A 13,233-nucleotide genomic window follows, 5' to 3' on the forward strand; every position below is an offset into this window, starting at 1 on the left:
CTCTAAAAACTTATATAAAGTTTAAGCTAATAGACTAGATATGAGTTATGTTTATAGCATGAGTGAAGAATAAAAAGCCATTGAATAAAGACTTTTTATTCTTAATTAAAAATATATTGGTTAATAACGAAGTACGGCACTACTCATTCTATATTTATGCGCTACGTGGCAAGAAAGAGAATGAGTATAGACTTGCGTCAACAGTTGCACCAATACCGGCTCCTAATAAAGCACCAGCACCAAATGCGGTGTTAGTTCCTTTTGACCAATCAATTACTTGGCCAATACCAGCACCTAATTGTGCTCCAGCAAACTGCGCAAGACCAAATGCAGCACCACCAGATACATCATTCATTTCTTTTTCAGTTAGTTCTCTCATAATAACTCTCCAATAATTTAATGTTTAATTACTATCTTAATAACACGTTACTTTCCCCGTGTTACTATAATTAATATGCTAAATTAATGAACAATACTAGACTTTTTTTATTCAAAAAAAATATAAGAGAAGGTTAATTTATTATAACAAATCTATAACTGAATATTATTTCATTACATTTTAGTAAATTAAGTGAAAACAATATAATTCCAATTATTATTTTTATTTAGTTATTAAGATTATTCTAATATCCAAATCAATATAGGATTAAAATTCACCTTACATTTATATGAAAAAATATATTTTAGTATAGATAAGCTTTAATTTAATTACTATTTTAAAAATGGAATATTTACCCTCTATCATAGGTAATTGTGGTTTTAGCCACCTGAATGTTGAGAGAATAGTACCGAGTTTAAGAAAAAAATAATAAATACAATTTCGTAGAAGTGATCTACTCTATTTTATGAATAGCGCTTATACTCCAAATAATCCGAGATGATGTTATTGCTACAACATCATCTCGATTAGGGCTAGTTTTGCTGTTCGTTTTTCCAAGTATTAAAAGCAACGGTGATAACTGGTGAAATTTTATCGTAATTTTCCCAAATGTTCTCGACATGATATACCGTCGGCAGACCTTGAGCTAAAACACGCTCATAATCATCAAAAAAACCGCCTTCTTCTGCTTGGTAATAGAATTCAGTAAACGCCAAACCTTCATCATTAACATCTTCATCAGTAAATTTTTCATCGCACATATCGATTAAAAATGCACGCCCATCCATTCTACGTTCACGAACAGCTGCTAATTCATCAATAGATTCTTCAAGATGAAACTCACCCACAAGATCATTTTGAATTAACCATGCCAAGTAAAAACCAATATGTGTTCCACCATTTTCATTGGGTAAGCCTTCAGGGTAATCACCACCGTAATGCCAATCCATTCTGTCAAATGCCATATAAAACCTCACATATATATCGGATATATCGAGCTATTAAAATAAAAATTAGCGATATAAATCATCACGCTGATACGGTTCGATCTCATCGCCCTTACGTGTTTTTAATAATTTAAGTATCCATGTATATTGCTCTGGGTTTGGAGCAACAAGATACTCAAGTTCTTCATTCATACGCCTTGCTATATAGGCATCATCTTGACCATCAATATCATCCATCGGTGGACGAATATAAATATGTAATTGATGGTTATGGTGATCGTAAACAGGAAATAATGGAACAATTTTGGCCTTACAGACTTTCATCAAACGGCCAACTGCGGGTAAGGTTGCCTTATAGGTCGCAAAAAAATCGACAAATTCACTATTCTCTTCACCATGATCTTGATCGGGTAAATAAAACCCCCAATAACCTTGGCGCACAGAAGCAATAAAGGGCTTAATACCCGCCTCACGTGAATGCAAACGCCCACCAAAATGGTAACGTGCTTTATTCCATAAATAATCTGCAACAGGGTTTTTTTGATGATGGAACATCGCTGCCATCTTATACCCCTTTGCAGCAAGCAACATCGCGGGAGCATCGACAGCCCAGCCATGAGGCACCATAAAAATAACATTACTGCCTTGCTGCTTTAATGACTCAATGATTTCTTCATTGTGCCAAAATGTTCTTGCTAACGTCTTATCTGCACCGCGAACACAAAGCTCAGCTAACATGACAAATGACTGAGGAGCAGTCTCAAACATTTTATCGGTTAATTGTTCCCGCTCTTGTTCAGTTAATTGAGGGAAACAATATAATAAATTTATTTTCGCTCGGCGACGTGCGCTTTTTGCTAATCGCCCCACCCATTTACCAACTTTTGCCAATAGAGGATCTCGAACTTTAACGGGGACATAAGCTAATGCTGCAAACACGCCAGCCCCTATCCAAACACCCCAATATTTAGGGTGTAAATAGGATTTATGAAAAGTTGGCACATAGCCTAATTTACTATCGGTGTCTTTATCTTTATTCATAATGTACCTAAAAGAGCAATTCGCGCTCTTTTATAGCTTAAAATGATAATAAGTGGAAGCTTACGGAAATGGGTAGATACAATATATCTACCCATCGTGAAGAGATTATTTCATTTTTAGTTGTGGCTTAGTTTCTTTAACCATTGCCAGATATTCTTTACGTTCTTTACCAGTTAAACCACCTGAGCTAGGTAATTTGGCGGTTAATGGATTTACCGCTTGTTGGTTAACCCACATTTCAAAGTGCAAATGAGGGCCAGTTGAGCGGCCTGTATTACCCGAAAGGGCAATACGGTCACCACGTTTTACCTTTTGTCCTGGTTTTACCAATAGCTGGCGTAAGTGCATATAGCGCGTGGTATATTGGCGACCATGTCGAATAGCAATAAAGTTACCTGCTGCGCCACTGTATTTAGAAACGATCACTTCACCATCACCGACCGCCAGCACTGGAGTTCCTACAGGCATTGCAAAATCGACGCCTTTATGTGGCGCTACACGTCCTGTAACAGGGTTAACTCGACGAGGGTTAAACTGTGATGAAACACGAAATTGCTTTGCCGTTGGGTTACGCAAGAAGCCACGCTCTAAGCCATTTCCTTCGCTATCGTAGTATTTACCATCTTCTGCACGGAATGCGTAATAATCTTTCCCGCCGCTGCGTAAGCGCACACCAACGAGTTGACTTTGTTCATTACGACCATTGAGAATTTCACGGCTCATTAAAACAGTAAATTTATCGCCTTTTTTCAACTTACGAAAATCGATTTGCCACTGTAGTGCTTTAATCACTTCACGGCCTTCATTGCGGGTTAAACCTGCTTGGCTAGCACTTTGTGCAAAGCTGCCGCTGATCACGCCAGGTAATACGCTGTTTTGCCATTCACCTTCGCGAATTTCTTTCTTTTCTTCAAATTTATTTGTGCTACCAACTCGGGTATAAATTAGCGTTTCACGGCGAGAAACTTCCCACGTTAATGATTCAAGCTCACCTTGATCGGTTAAACTCCAATTTAACGTTTGACCAATTTTTAAATTACGCAGCGCTTTATGTTGATTCGCAAGTGTCGCAACATCGCCAGATTCAATACCGAACTGCGTTAAAATACTGGAAAGGTTGTCACCACTAGCAACAACGTATTCGTGAGGGATAACAGCACTATCAGTCCCTTCTGAACCGTCGCTATCATCATTATCTACGACACCTTCATCTGGCAGTTGGTCACTACTATCTTGAATAAGCTCATCCGTTGCATCCGTTAGAGGCGCAAACGACAAAGGGATTACTGTATCAACAGTGTTTTCAGTATCTGAGGTTGTGCTTGGTAGGTGTGTTGGCCGCCAAATTGCGACGGCCAGTGTTGCTACAGTTAGCGTTCCTAACATTATCCGATGAGACTTGGACAGGCTACCATATACCTGTGCAAGCCCTTTAGCCATTTGCTGCACTAAACAATTCCTTCTTGTTTAATTCAGGCAGCTCGCGTATTGCTTCGACAGTTGCGTTAAAAACTGCATATAGCTATCTGGACCTATTTCCAGCCCGCTACCTAGCGGGTCGAGAGTTCCCATTTTGACTCCCGTATTTTTTGCTACGCTCTCTATGACGGCTGGCCTGAATTGTGGTTCAGCAAAAACACATTGTGCTTTGTGCTCAACCAATTGAGTTCGTATATTATGTAATTTCTGTGCACCAGGCTGAATTTCCGGGTTTATCGTAAAATGCCCCAAAGGAGCCAACCGATAGTGTTTCTCAAAGTAGCCGTAAGCATCGTGAAAAACAAAATAGCCCTTGTTTTTGGCTGGTTCTAAAATCTTAACAATATTCTCATCGTTTTGCGTCATTTTTTCATTGAATTTACGAAGGTTTACGTCCAGCTTATCTTTTTGCTCAGGATAAAGCACTACTAAACGATCGTGAATATCTGACGCCGCTTGTTTGGCTATCTCTGGAGACAACCAAATGTGCATATTATACTCACCATGATGATGATGTTCGTGATCCGCATCATGATTAGCTTCATCAGCATGATCATGACTGTGTTCGTCTTCATCGTCCCCTTTCATTAATAATGGAACAATATTCGCTTGCTCAGCTAGTGCCAGACGTTTCTCCTGTGGTAACGTTTTGAGTGGCTTATCTAAAAACATCTCCATATCAGGACCAACCCATACAAATAAGTCCGCTTGTTTAATTTTTTTCAAATCAGACGGTTTAAGCGCATAATCATGCGGTGATGAACCATCAGGCAATAGAACTTGTGTATCCGTTACACCATCTGCAATACCTGCTGCAATAAATGCCAGTGGGCGGATAGAGGTTACCACATCAGCTTTTGCCACTGTGGTCATCGCCGTACTGATCACTGATGCTGCGGCTAACCCTAAAATAAATTGTCGGGCATTCGATTGAGATTTATGTATCATAGATGTCTTTTTCCGTGATTTTAATTTTGAAATGTTATAATATAACACAACATAAATTCTGCAAGATGTTTTTCACATGCAACCATTACTGAATTTAAATAAAATATCTGTTTCCTTTGGTGAGAAACTGGTTCTTAAAGATGTCAGCTTTTCACTGAATAAAGGTGACATTGTGACACTTTTAGGCCCAAATGGTGCGGGTAAATCGACAATTGTACGAGTTGTACTCGGTTTATTAGCCCCTACTTCAGGTACTATTGAGCGAGCCTCTAATCTATCAATTGGTTATGTACCACAAAAATTACATTTAGATGCCACATTACCGCTAACTGTAAAACGATTTTTGATGCTAAAACCCAATGTACGATCAGAGCAGCTATTGCCCGCCCTAGAACGAGTTAAAGCAACACATTTACTCGATCAACCTATGCAAAAATTATCTGGGGGTGAAACGCAGCGCGTATTGCTTGCGCGTGCTTTACTGAATAGACCAGATCTGCTGGTTCTTGATGAACCCGCACAAGGTGTTGACGTTAATGGTCAAGTGGCCCTCTATGATTTAATCAATCAGTTACGTACAGAGCTTGGCTGTGCAGTACTCATGGTCTCGCATGATTTACATTTAGTGATGGCAAAAACAGATAAAGTACTTTGCATTAACGGCCATATTTGCTGTTCAGGCACGCCTGATGTTGTCTCAAATCACCCTGAATTTGTGGCAATGTTTGGCTATCGAGGCGCATCACAACTTGGTGTGTATCGCCATCATCATAACCATCAGCATGATTTAGAAGGTAACGTGGTAACAACTCATACCCATAGCAAGGAATGTCATCATGATTGAGTTACTGTTGCCTGGCTGGATTGCAGGGGTATTATTAGCTATCGCTGCGGGTCCTTTAGGGTCATTTGTGGTATGGCGTCGCATGTCCTATTTTGGCGATACCCTCGCCCATGCTTCTTTATTGGGTGTTGCATTCGGCCTTTTACTAAATATCAATCCTTTTTACGCAGTGATTGGTGTAACACTGCTACTTTCATTAATATTGGTATGGTTGGAGCGCCGACCTCAGCTCGCTGTCGATACCCTACTTGGCATTATGGCACATAGCGCACTTTCACTCGGCTTAGTCGTTGTCAGTTTGATGGCAAATGTGCGTGTTGATTTAATGGCTTATTTGTTTGGTGACCTGCTTTCAGTTACTTACGATGACATTATCACTATTTTAATTGGTGTGATTGTGGTGTGTGGGTTGCTTTTCTGGCGTTGGCGAGCACTACTGTCCATGACGGTGAATCAAGAGCTGGCGTTTGTTGATGGCGTTAATATTCAACGACTACGTTTGTTGCTGATGTTAGTGACTGCGTTAACAATTGGTATTGCGATGAAGTTTGTTGGGGCTTTAATTATTACATCTTTATTAATTATACCTGCAGCAACGGCCCGTCGCTTTGCTAGAACACCTGAACAAATGGCGTTTGTTGCCATATTAATTGGTATGTTATCGGTGACGGGAGGGCTTACCTTCTCAGCATTCTATGATACGCCAGCAGGCCCTTCAGTGGTATTAACGGCAGCGATTTTATTTGTTTTAAGCTTATTAGCTAAAGCGAAAAACTAAATGTTGATCAGCTGGCCTACAAATAGATTTACTCTATTAGGTCAGCTGGTAATGGGATCTTTGCTGATCACAACCAAACGATGCCGATACACATCAGCATCTTCCCCCCAACAGAAGGCTTCCCATTGCTGATAAAAATCATTGATATTAGCCATTGCAATTAGAGGTCGTTCAATTTGTGTTCCATCTGAGACATAAACAAAATATCCCGTTTTAAGCGCCCAATCAATCATCGTTTCCCAAAAGCGTTTACCTGCAAAAGTGTGTTCTTCATCGCTCACAACAATATGATAATTTAATAATAGATGAGCAAAAAAGGCTCTTGGTAGATCTTTGACCGCTTCATTGTGTTCTAAAGCAACAGTACGCCATACTTTTATCTGAGTACATGTAATGCGGTCGTAAACAATATCATGGCGAAATAGCAACTCTAACAGATAAACTGTCTCAGGTTCATCACCAGTAGTAATTAATCTATACTGCTCTTTTCGATTCGATTTCACTAACCGATAACCATTTGGAACCTTATAACCAAGCAAAGTGTAATTAATTACACCTTTTTCTAAAAAGGCCTGTGTATGAACAAGATTTCTTTCAGGCATTTTCAATTTAATATTAAAATCAGCGTCTTTAACTAAATGGGGCATTGACTGGCAGTCCCTTACATTTGACTTATTATTACTCATCTCATGCCCTCCACAAGCTGGACAATTCCTGTCCACAGTAGCCTAATAGGCGACTTTAGTCTGCCCCATCCGGCGATTTAAATACACATTCAGACTAACTACAGAAACTCACGATTTCAACACGCTTAAATATAGTCTCTACGACCAGTTAAATAAAATAATTAAATTTGAATGGCGTTAATAATGAACTTTATTGAACACAAATATGTCCTTTTTAAATTTATGTTAAAAAGGACATATTTTGAATGGAATATATACTCTAAATAATTCGAGGTGCAGCTAGACGAAAAATGAGCGTAGTCACATCTACCTCAACAAAAAGCGCTGCAACTTGAAGTATGACGAGTATAAATAGGCACTAGATTTCTTTAGGTGTTAAACCAAAGTGTAGATACGCATGAGCAGTTGCCATTCGACCACGAGGTGTCCGCTGAATAAACCCTTGTTGGATCAAGAATGGTTCTAACACATCTTCAATTGTTTCACGTTCCTCACCAATGGCCGCAGCAAGGTTGTCAACACCAACAGGCCCGCCCATAAATTTATCGATGATGGCTACCAGCAATTTTCTATCTAAATAATCGAAACCTGCGGCATCGACATTCAACATATCGAGTGCTTGATTAGCAATTAATTCGTTAATTGAACCATCACCTTTAACTTGAGCAAAATCACGTACACGACGTAACAAACGGTTCGTAATACGTGGTGTACCCCGTGAACGCATTGCGACTTGGCGGGCCCCCTCTTCACTAATTTCTAACCCCATATACTGTGCGCTACGTTTAACAATATGCTGTAGGTCATCAACGTTATAGAACTCAAGGCGCTGTACAATGCCAAAACGATCACGCAAAGGTGATGTTAAAGATCCGGCACGTGTTGTAGCGCCAATTAAAGTAAAAGGAGGCAAGTCAATTTTAATCGAGCGTGCTGCTGGCCCTTCGCCTATCATGATGTCAAGTTGGTAATCTTCCATCGCGGGATATAAGATTTCTTCAACAACTGGCGACAAGCGGTGAATTTCATCGATAAATAAAACATCGTGAGGCTCTAAATTGGTGAGCATTGCCGCCAAATCACCTGCTTTTTCTAGTACAGGCCCAGAGGTCGTTCGTAAATTAACCCCCATTTCATTTGCCACAATACCCGCCAAGGTGGTTTTACCTAACCCCGGAGGTCCGAAAATTAACAGATGATCAAGCGCATCTCCACGTAATTTGGCCGCTTGAATAAAGATTTCCATCTGCTCTTTAACTTGCGGCTGCCCTATATACTCTTGCAGTAATTTAGGGCGGATCGCACGATCAATGGCTTCTTCTTCGTCATGGATCACTTCAGCAGAAATTAGGCGATCGGCTTCAATCATCGTTCAATTCTCTCAATTAAAGTGCTGCACGCAATGCATCACGGATCAAGGTTTCACAGTCACTGTCAGGTTTGGCTACTTTACTCACCATACGGCTGGCTTCTTGTGGTTTGTAACCTAAAGCAACGAGGGCAGTGGCTGCTTCAGCTTCAATGTCTGCACTGCTTGGTACTTTACTATTAACAGCTGGCAAGGTGATATCGGTACTTTGATTAAATAAATCACCATTAAGACCTTTAAAGCGGTCTTTCATTTCAACAACTAAACGTTCTGCGGTTTTCTTACCAATACCCGGTAATTTAACTAATGATGAAATGGCTTCTTTTTCAATTGCAGAAACAAATTGTTGTGCTGACATACCTGATAAAATGGCTAAAGCTAATTTGGGCCCAACACCATTAACTTTAATCAGCTCTTTAAACAGTGCTCGTTCCTGTTTGTCATTGAATCCATACAGTAATTGAGCATCTTCACGCACGACAAAATGGGTAAAAATGATCGCTTCTTGGCCGACTTCGGGTAGTTCATAAAAACAGGTCATTGGCATATGAACTTCATAACCAACACCTTGTAACTCTAGCAGAACAATGGGAGGTTGTTTTTCTAATACAATGCCACGTAAACGACCAATCACAATGAAACCCTCTGTTTATTTTATTGATAGCGCTGTTTATACCATAAAAAAGGCTGGATGCATATCCAGCCAGACTGTATACAAACATATAATGTTTGGATGCGGTCGTTAAGGTTTTTGAAATAAACAAGGAAAATCAATTCATTGATTTTCGGCTGATAACACGGGGCGGGAAAAACCACGCTTTTATCCCGCTCCGTCAACAACCCTGCTGGATGCCTATCCAGCCAGACTGTATGCCGCTATCTTAACCGACCACGAGTTAAGACTAAGCGAGGATCGCCAACACGTAATAGGTTCTGATTGAAGTGACAATGTGTAATCGCGATTGCAAGAGCATCCGCGGCGTCAGCTTGCGGGCTCGCTGAAAGTTTTAAAATTGATTTCACCATATGCTGCACTTGGCTTTTTTCTGCCGCGCCCGTACCTACTACGGTTTGTTTAACTTGTCGTGCTGCATATTCAAAGACGGCAACGTTTTGATTTACCCCTGCGACAATCGCAACACCTCGTGCTTGTCCCAGTTTTAGTGCTGAATCGGCATTTTTGGCCATAAACACCTGCTCAATGGCCAAAACATCAGGTTGGTATTGAGTGATAATTTCCGAGACCCCCGCATAAATACGTTGCAGACGGCTTGGTAAATCATCAACTTGTGTACGAATACAACCACTTCCCAAATACAAAAGCTGTCTGCCTTGTTGGCGGATCACACCATACCCTGTTATTCGAGAACCAGGATCTATACCTAAAATAATCGCCATATCAAAGCCTATTTATACCCTTTATTACTTTTAACATCATCTTATCTATATATTTTGGATGTCACAATAGTCTGTTCCAATATAGGAGCAGTACCGCTCATACGGTCAGCAGGCTGTTTCAGTAAGGGAAAATGAGAAAAGGAGGCGTTAGAGAAAGCGGGCTGTTGTGATAACCATCCAGCTTTCTCTACGCGAGTGTTCAATGATTACAGCTGTTCAGCAACTTCATCAGAGATATCACCGTTGTGGTAGACTTCTTGTACATCGTCAGAGTCTTCCAACATATCAATCAAACGCAGTAATTTAGGTGCTGTTTCAACATCTAATTCAGCTTTGGTTGATGGGATCATGGAAACTTCGGCACCTTCACTGGTGAAACCAGCAGCATCAAGTGCATCTTTTACTTCACCAAATGTTTCTGGTGTTGTATAAACGTCGATTGCACCATCATCATAGGTTTCAACATCATCAGCACCAGCTTCCAATGCCGCTTCCATCAATGCATCTTCATCAACACCCGGAGCGTAAGTGATCACACCACGTTTGGTGAACAAGTAAGAAACAGAGCCATCAGTTCCTAAGTTACCGCCAGTTTTAGTGAAAGCATGACGAACTTCTGAAACAGTACGATTACGGTTATCACTCAGGCATTCAACCATAACGGCTGTGCCACCTGGACCATAACCTTCATAAATGATAGTTTCCATATTATCGTTATCATCATTACCCACACCACGTGCAATCGCACGGTTCAATGTGTCACGAGTCATGTTGTTTGATAACGCTTTATCCACAGCAGCGCGTAAACGCGGGTTAGTAGCAGGATCACCGCCACCTAAGCGCGCAGCTGTAACCAGCTCACGGATAATTTTAGTGAAAATCTTACCGCGTTTAGCGTCTTGCGCCGCCTTACGGTGTTTGGTGTTGGCCCATTTACTATGACCTGCCATGAAATATCTCCAAAAACGTCAATTAAAAATTAAACAGCAAATTCTAAAATAGCTTGTCGATTACTCCAAGATTTGGTGAGTTCTGCCGCCTCTCTCGGGGGCACCCAACAAAACTCAGTATGTTCCGTCAAGATTGGCGCTCGCTCTTCGCTAAGCACCATTTTAAACCAATGTTCTTTACAATGAGTGATATCGGGGGCATAGCGATGCCTAAAATGCGCAAATATTTCAAACGTAATCTCACGTTCAAGGTCGTATAATTGGCCTTGTTCTGCAAGAAAACCTGTTTCTTCACTCACTTCCCGCACAGCGGTTTCAAACGCCCTTTCGTTATGTTCTAAACTTCCGGTCACTGATTGCCAAAAGTCGGGATCATCTTTACGTCTTAGCATGAGTACGTTACCACTCGTTCTTGCCGTGATCATGACTAATACCGATTCAGGTCGTTTGAAACTCTTCATCATAAGTTAATTAAGCTTCTGCATCTTTAGCGACCACTGAAATAGCTAATTCTGTTAGCGACTCAGGGTTTGCATGGCTAGGTGCATTCGTCATTAAGCAAGCTGCTGCTGTTGTTTTAGGGAACGCGATAACATCACGAATATTATCAGTACCAGTTAGCAGCATAACTAAACGGTCAAGACCAAATGCCAAACCTGCATGCGGTGGTGTTCCATATTTTAATGCGTCAAGCAGGAAGCCAAATTTCTCACGCTGCTCTTCTTCATTAATACCTAAAATATTAAACACGGTTTGTTGCATTTCGCTGCGATGAATACGAACTGAACCACCACCCACTTCATAGCCATTGATAACCATATCATACGCGTTAGCAACTGCATCTTCAGGTTTATTCGCCAGATCTTCTGGTGAATAATCACGTGGTGAAGTAAATGGATGGTGCATCGCGGTTAAACCACCCTCACCATCTTCTTCAAACATTGGGAAGTCAATCACCCACAATGGTTGCCAACTATTCAAATTAGTCAGTTCGAAATCACGTCCTACTTTTAGACGCAATGCCCCCATTGAATCAGTCACGACATTTTTAGCGCCCGCACCGAACAGTAAAATATCACCATCGGCTGCACCCGTTCTTTCTAAAAGCTGATTGATGATTTCTTCAGTTAAGAATTTAGCCACTGGACTTTGGATCCCTTCCAAGCCTTTAGCACGTTCATTAACTTTCATCCATGCCAAACCTTTCGCACCATAAATACCAACGAATTGACCATATTCATCAATTTGTTTACGCGTCATTGCAGCACCACCTGGTACTTTCAATGCAGCGACACGGCCTTTAGGATCATTAGCAGGGCCAGCAAAAACAGCGAATTCAACATCTTTAACGATATCCGCCACGTCTACTAACTCCATCGGGTTACGCAGATCGGGCTTATCAGAGCCATAACGACGCATTGCTTCAGCAAAAGTCATGATTGGGAAGTCCCCTAAATCAACGCCTTTCACTTCCTGCCATAATTGGCGGATCATACGTTCCATGATTTCACGAACTTGTTCAGCCGTCATAAATGACGTTTCAACGTCGATTTGCGTAAATTCAGGTTGACGATCAGCACGTAAGTCTTCATCGCGGAAACATTTGACGATTTGGTAGTAACGGTCAAAACCAGACATCATCAGCAATTGTTTAAATAACTGTGGTGACTGTGGCAATGCATAAAACTTGCCTTTATGAACACGACTTGGCACTAAATAGTCACGCGCGCCTTCAGGCGTTGCTTTAGTTAACATTGGCGTTTCAACATCAACAAAACCTTCACTGTCCATAAAATTACGGACAAAACTGGTGATTTTGGCACGTGTACGTAAACGGTCTGACATTTCAGGGCGACGCAGATCAAGATAGCGATACTTTAAACGACGCTCTTCAGTATTGGTCTGATTGCTATCGAGAGGTAATGGCTCTGATTTATTAAAGACATCAAGTTCCTCAGCAAAAATTTCAATTTCGCCTGTCGCCATATCTTTATTTTTTTGGTTATCAGGGCGAGCACGTACAGTTCCTGTGATTTGGATACAGAATTCATTACGCAATTCAGAGGCTTTTTCAAACAGGTCTTTACGCTCTGGGTCGAAAAATACTTGCACAATACCTTCACGGTCGCGCATGTCGATAAAAATCAAACCACCTAAATCACGACGACGGTTTACCCATCCACAAAGAGTGACCTTTTGGCCTTCATGAGCAATGTTTAACTGCCCACAATAATTAGTACGCATACAATATCCTTTTTACTCAGCTTGTTGTGCATTTGTTTGCTGCGGAAATTTGGCATTTTGCTGAACATCAGAATGTCAAAAAAGGCAGACATTATACAGGAAATTCTGTTGCACAAACAGTGACGTATTAGGGGGCAAAACCTAATATTTTTGTTTTTAATCATTTTAAA

General features: G+C 40.8%; 14 protein-coding genes. 2 read left to right on the forward strand and 12 right to left on the reverse strand.

All coding sequences use genetic code 11. From position 1 onward, the window contains the following. Nucleotides 1–154: 154 nt before the first annotated feature. From AC3Z9T_RS04955 to znuA, 5 genes are all read right to left on the reverse strand, one after another. Complete coding sequence (locus AC3Z9T_RS04955) at nt 155–379, reverse strand: hypothetical protein (protein ID WP_490125083.1); 225 nt, start codon at nt 377–379, stop codon at nt 155–157. Between the two features lie 533 nt (nt 380–912). After that, nucleotides 913–1,344, reverse strand: a complete 432-nt coding sequence (locus AC3Z9T_RS04960; RefSeq protein WP_490125084.1) for a DUF7832 domain-containing protein — start codon at nt 1,342–1,344, stop codon at nt 913–915. A gap of 48 nt (nt 1,345–1,392) precedes the next feature. Further along, entirely contained in the window at nt 1,393–2,367 is a 975-nt protein-coding gene (gene lpxM / locus AC3Z9T_RS04965) for a lauroyl-Kdo(2)-lipid IV(A) myristoyltransferase (protein ID WP_490125085.1), read from the reverse strand. A 105-nt stretch (nt 2,368–2,472) separates the two neighbouring features. Next, nucleotides 2,473–3,816, reverse strand: coding sequence for a murein DD-endopeptidase MepM (gene mepM, locus AC3Z9T_RS04970; protein ID WP_490125086.1), 1,344 nt, complete (start codon nt 3,814–3,816; stop codon nt 2,473–2,475). A gap of 18 nt (nt 3,817–3,834) precedes the next feature. Continuing rightward, nucleotides 3,835–4,794 carry a zinc ABC transporter substrate-binding protein ZnuA gene (znuA, locus tag AC3Z9T_RS04975; protein WP_490125087.1) on the reverse strand — a complete coding sequence of 320 codons (960 nt, stop codon included), beginning with the start codon at nt 4,792–4,794 and terminating at the stop codon, nt 3,835–3,837. 76 nt (nt 4,795–4,870) lie between these two features. On the opposite strand from znuA, the gene znuC reads away from it, so the two are divergent. After that, on the forward strand, nt 4,871–5,638 hold the full coding sequence (gene znuC, locus AC3Z9T_RS04980) for a zinc ABC transporter ATP-binding protein ZnuC (RefSeq protein WP_490125088.1): 768 nt from the start codon (nt 4,871–4,873) through the stop codon (nt 5,636–5,638). Continuing rightward, nucleotides 5,631–6,416 (forward strand): zinc ABC transporter permease subunit ZnuB, encoded by a 786-nt coding sequence (gene znuB / locus AC3Z9T_RS04985; RefSeq protein WP_490125089.1) that lies wholly within the window; start codon nt 5,631–5,633, stop codon nt 6,414–6,416. The genes znuC and znuB overlap by 8 nt, the downstream gene beginning before the upstream one ends. A 41-nt stretch (nt 6,417–6,457) precedes the next feature. Here the strand turns inward: znuB and AC3Z9T_RS04990 are convergent, their stop codons facing one another. The 7 genes from AC3Z9T_RS04990 to aspS form a co-directional block, all read right to left on the reverse strand. Next, the gene (locus AC3Z9T_RS04990; RefSeq protein ID WP_490125090.1) at nt 6,458–7,102 is read right to left on the reverse strand and encodes a hypothetical protein; all 645 of its coding nucleotides are present in this window, start codon (nt 7,100–7,102) and stop codon (nt 6,458–6,460) included. Nucleotides 7,103–7,460: 358 nt separating this feature from the next. Beyond that, the gene (gene ruvB / locus AC3Z9T_RS04995) at nt 7,461–8,471 is read right to left on the reverse strand and encodes a Holliday junction branch migration DNA helicase RuvB (protein WP_490125091.1); all 1,011 of its coding nucleotides are present in this window, start codon (nt 8,469–8,471) and stop codon (nt 7,461–7,463) included. A gap of 16 nt (nt 8,472–8,487) precedes the next feature. Continuing rightward, complete coding sequence (gene ruvA, locus AC3Z9T_RS05000; protein WP_490125092.1) at nt 8,488–9,105, reverse strand: Holliday junction branch migration protein RuvA; 618 nt, start codon at nt 9,103–9,105, stop codon at nt 8,488–8,490. Between the two features lie 242 nt (nt 9,106–9,347). Next, a complete protein-coding gene (gene ruvC, locus AC3Z9T_RS05005) occupies nt 9,348–9,869 on the reverse strand; it encodes a crossover junction endodeoxyribonuclease RuvC (protein ID WP_490125093.1) in 522 nt (173 codons plus the stop codon). A gap of 206 nt (nt 9,870–10,075) precedes the next feature. Next, nucleotides 10,076–10,819 carry a YebC/PmpR family DNA-binding transcriptional regulator gene (locus AC3Z9T_RS05010; protein ID WP_490125094.1) on the reverse strand — a complete coding sequence of 248 codons (744 nt, stop codon included), beginning with the start codon at nt 10,817–10,819 and terminating at the stop codon, nt 10,076–10,078. A gap of 29 nt (nt 10,820–10,848) precedes the next feature. Then, on the reverse strand, nt 10,849–11,280 hold the full coding sequence (nudB, locus tag AC3Z9T_RS05015) for a dihydroneopterin triphosphate diphosphatase (protein WP_490125148.1): 432 nt from the start codon (nt 11,278–11,280) through the stop codon (nt 10,849–10,851). 10 nt (nt 11,281–11,290) lie between these two features. After that, nucleotides 11,291–13,063 carry an aspartate--tRNA ligase gene (gene aspS, locus AC3Z9T_RS05020; protein ID WP_490125095.1) on the reverse strand — a complete coding sequence of 591 codons (1,773 nt, stop codon included), beginning with the start codon at nt 13,061–13,063 and terminating at the stop codon, nt 11,291–11,293. Nucleotides 13,064–13,233: the final 170 nt, after the last annotated feature.

It is taken from the genome of Providencia sp. 6390 (genome assembly GCF_058148425.1).

Excerpts from the sequence above, each read along its gene's own strand:
- AC3Z9T_RS04955 (WP_490125083.1), bottom strand. The coding sequence starts at position 379 with ATGAGAGAACTAACTGAAAAAGAAATGAATGATGTATCTGGTGGTGCT.
- AC3Z9T_RS04960 (WP_490125084.1), bottom strand. The coding sequence starts at position 1,344 with ATGGCATTTGACAGAATGGATTGGCATTACGGTGGTGATTACCCTGAA.
- lpxM (WP_490125085.1), bottom strand. The coding sequence starts at position 2,367 with ATGAATAAAGATAAAGACACCGATAGTAAATTAGGCTATGTGCCAACT.
- znuA (WP_490125087.1), bottom strand. The coding sequence starts at position 4,794 with ATGATACATAAATCTCAATCGAATGCCCGACAATTTATTTTAGGGTTA.
- znuC (WP_490125088.1), top strand. The coding sequence starts at position 4,871 with ATGCAACCATTACTGAATTTAAATAAAATATCTGTTTCCTTTGGTGAG.
- znuB (WP_490125089.1), top strand. The coding sequence starts at position 5,631 with ATGATTGAGTTACTGTTGCCTGGCTGGATTGCAGGGGTATTATTAGCT.
- AC3Z9T_RS04990 (WP_490125090.1), bottom strand. The coding sequence starts at position 7,102 with ATGAGTAATAATAAGTCAAATGTAAGGGACTGCCAGTCAATGCCCCAT.
- ruvB (WP_490125091.1), bottom strand. The coding sequence starts at position 8,471 with ATGATTGAAGCCGATCGCCTAATTTCTGCTGAAGTGATCCATGACGAA.
- ruvC (WP_490125093.1), bottom strand. The coding sequence starts at position 9,869 with ATGGCGATTATTTTAGGTATAGATCCTGGTTCTCGAATAACAGGGTAT.
- AC3Z9T_RS05010 (WP_490125094.1), bottom strand. The coding sequence starts at position 10,819 with ATGGCAGGTCATAGTAAATGGGCCAACACCAAACACCGTAAGGCGGCG.
- nudB (WP_490125148.1), bottom strand. The coding sequence starts at position 11,280 with ATGAAGAGTTTCAAACGACCTGAATCGGTATTAGTCATGATCACGGCA.
- aspS (WP_490125095.1), bottom strand. The coding sequence starts at position 13,063 with ATGCGTACTAATTATTGTGGGCAGTTAAACATTGCTCATGAAGGCCAA.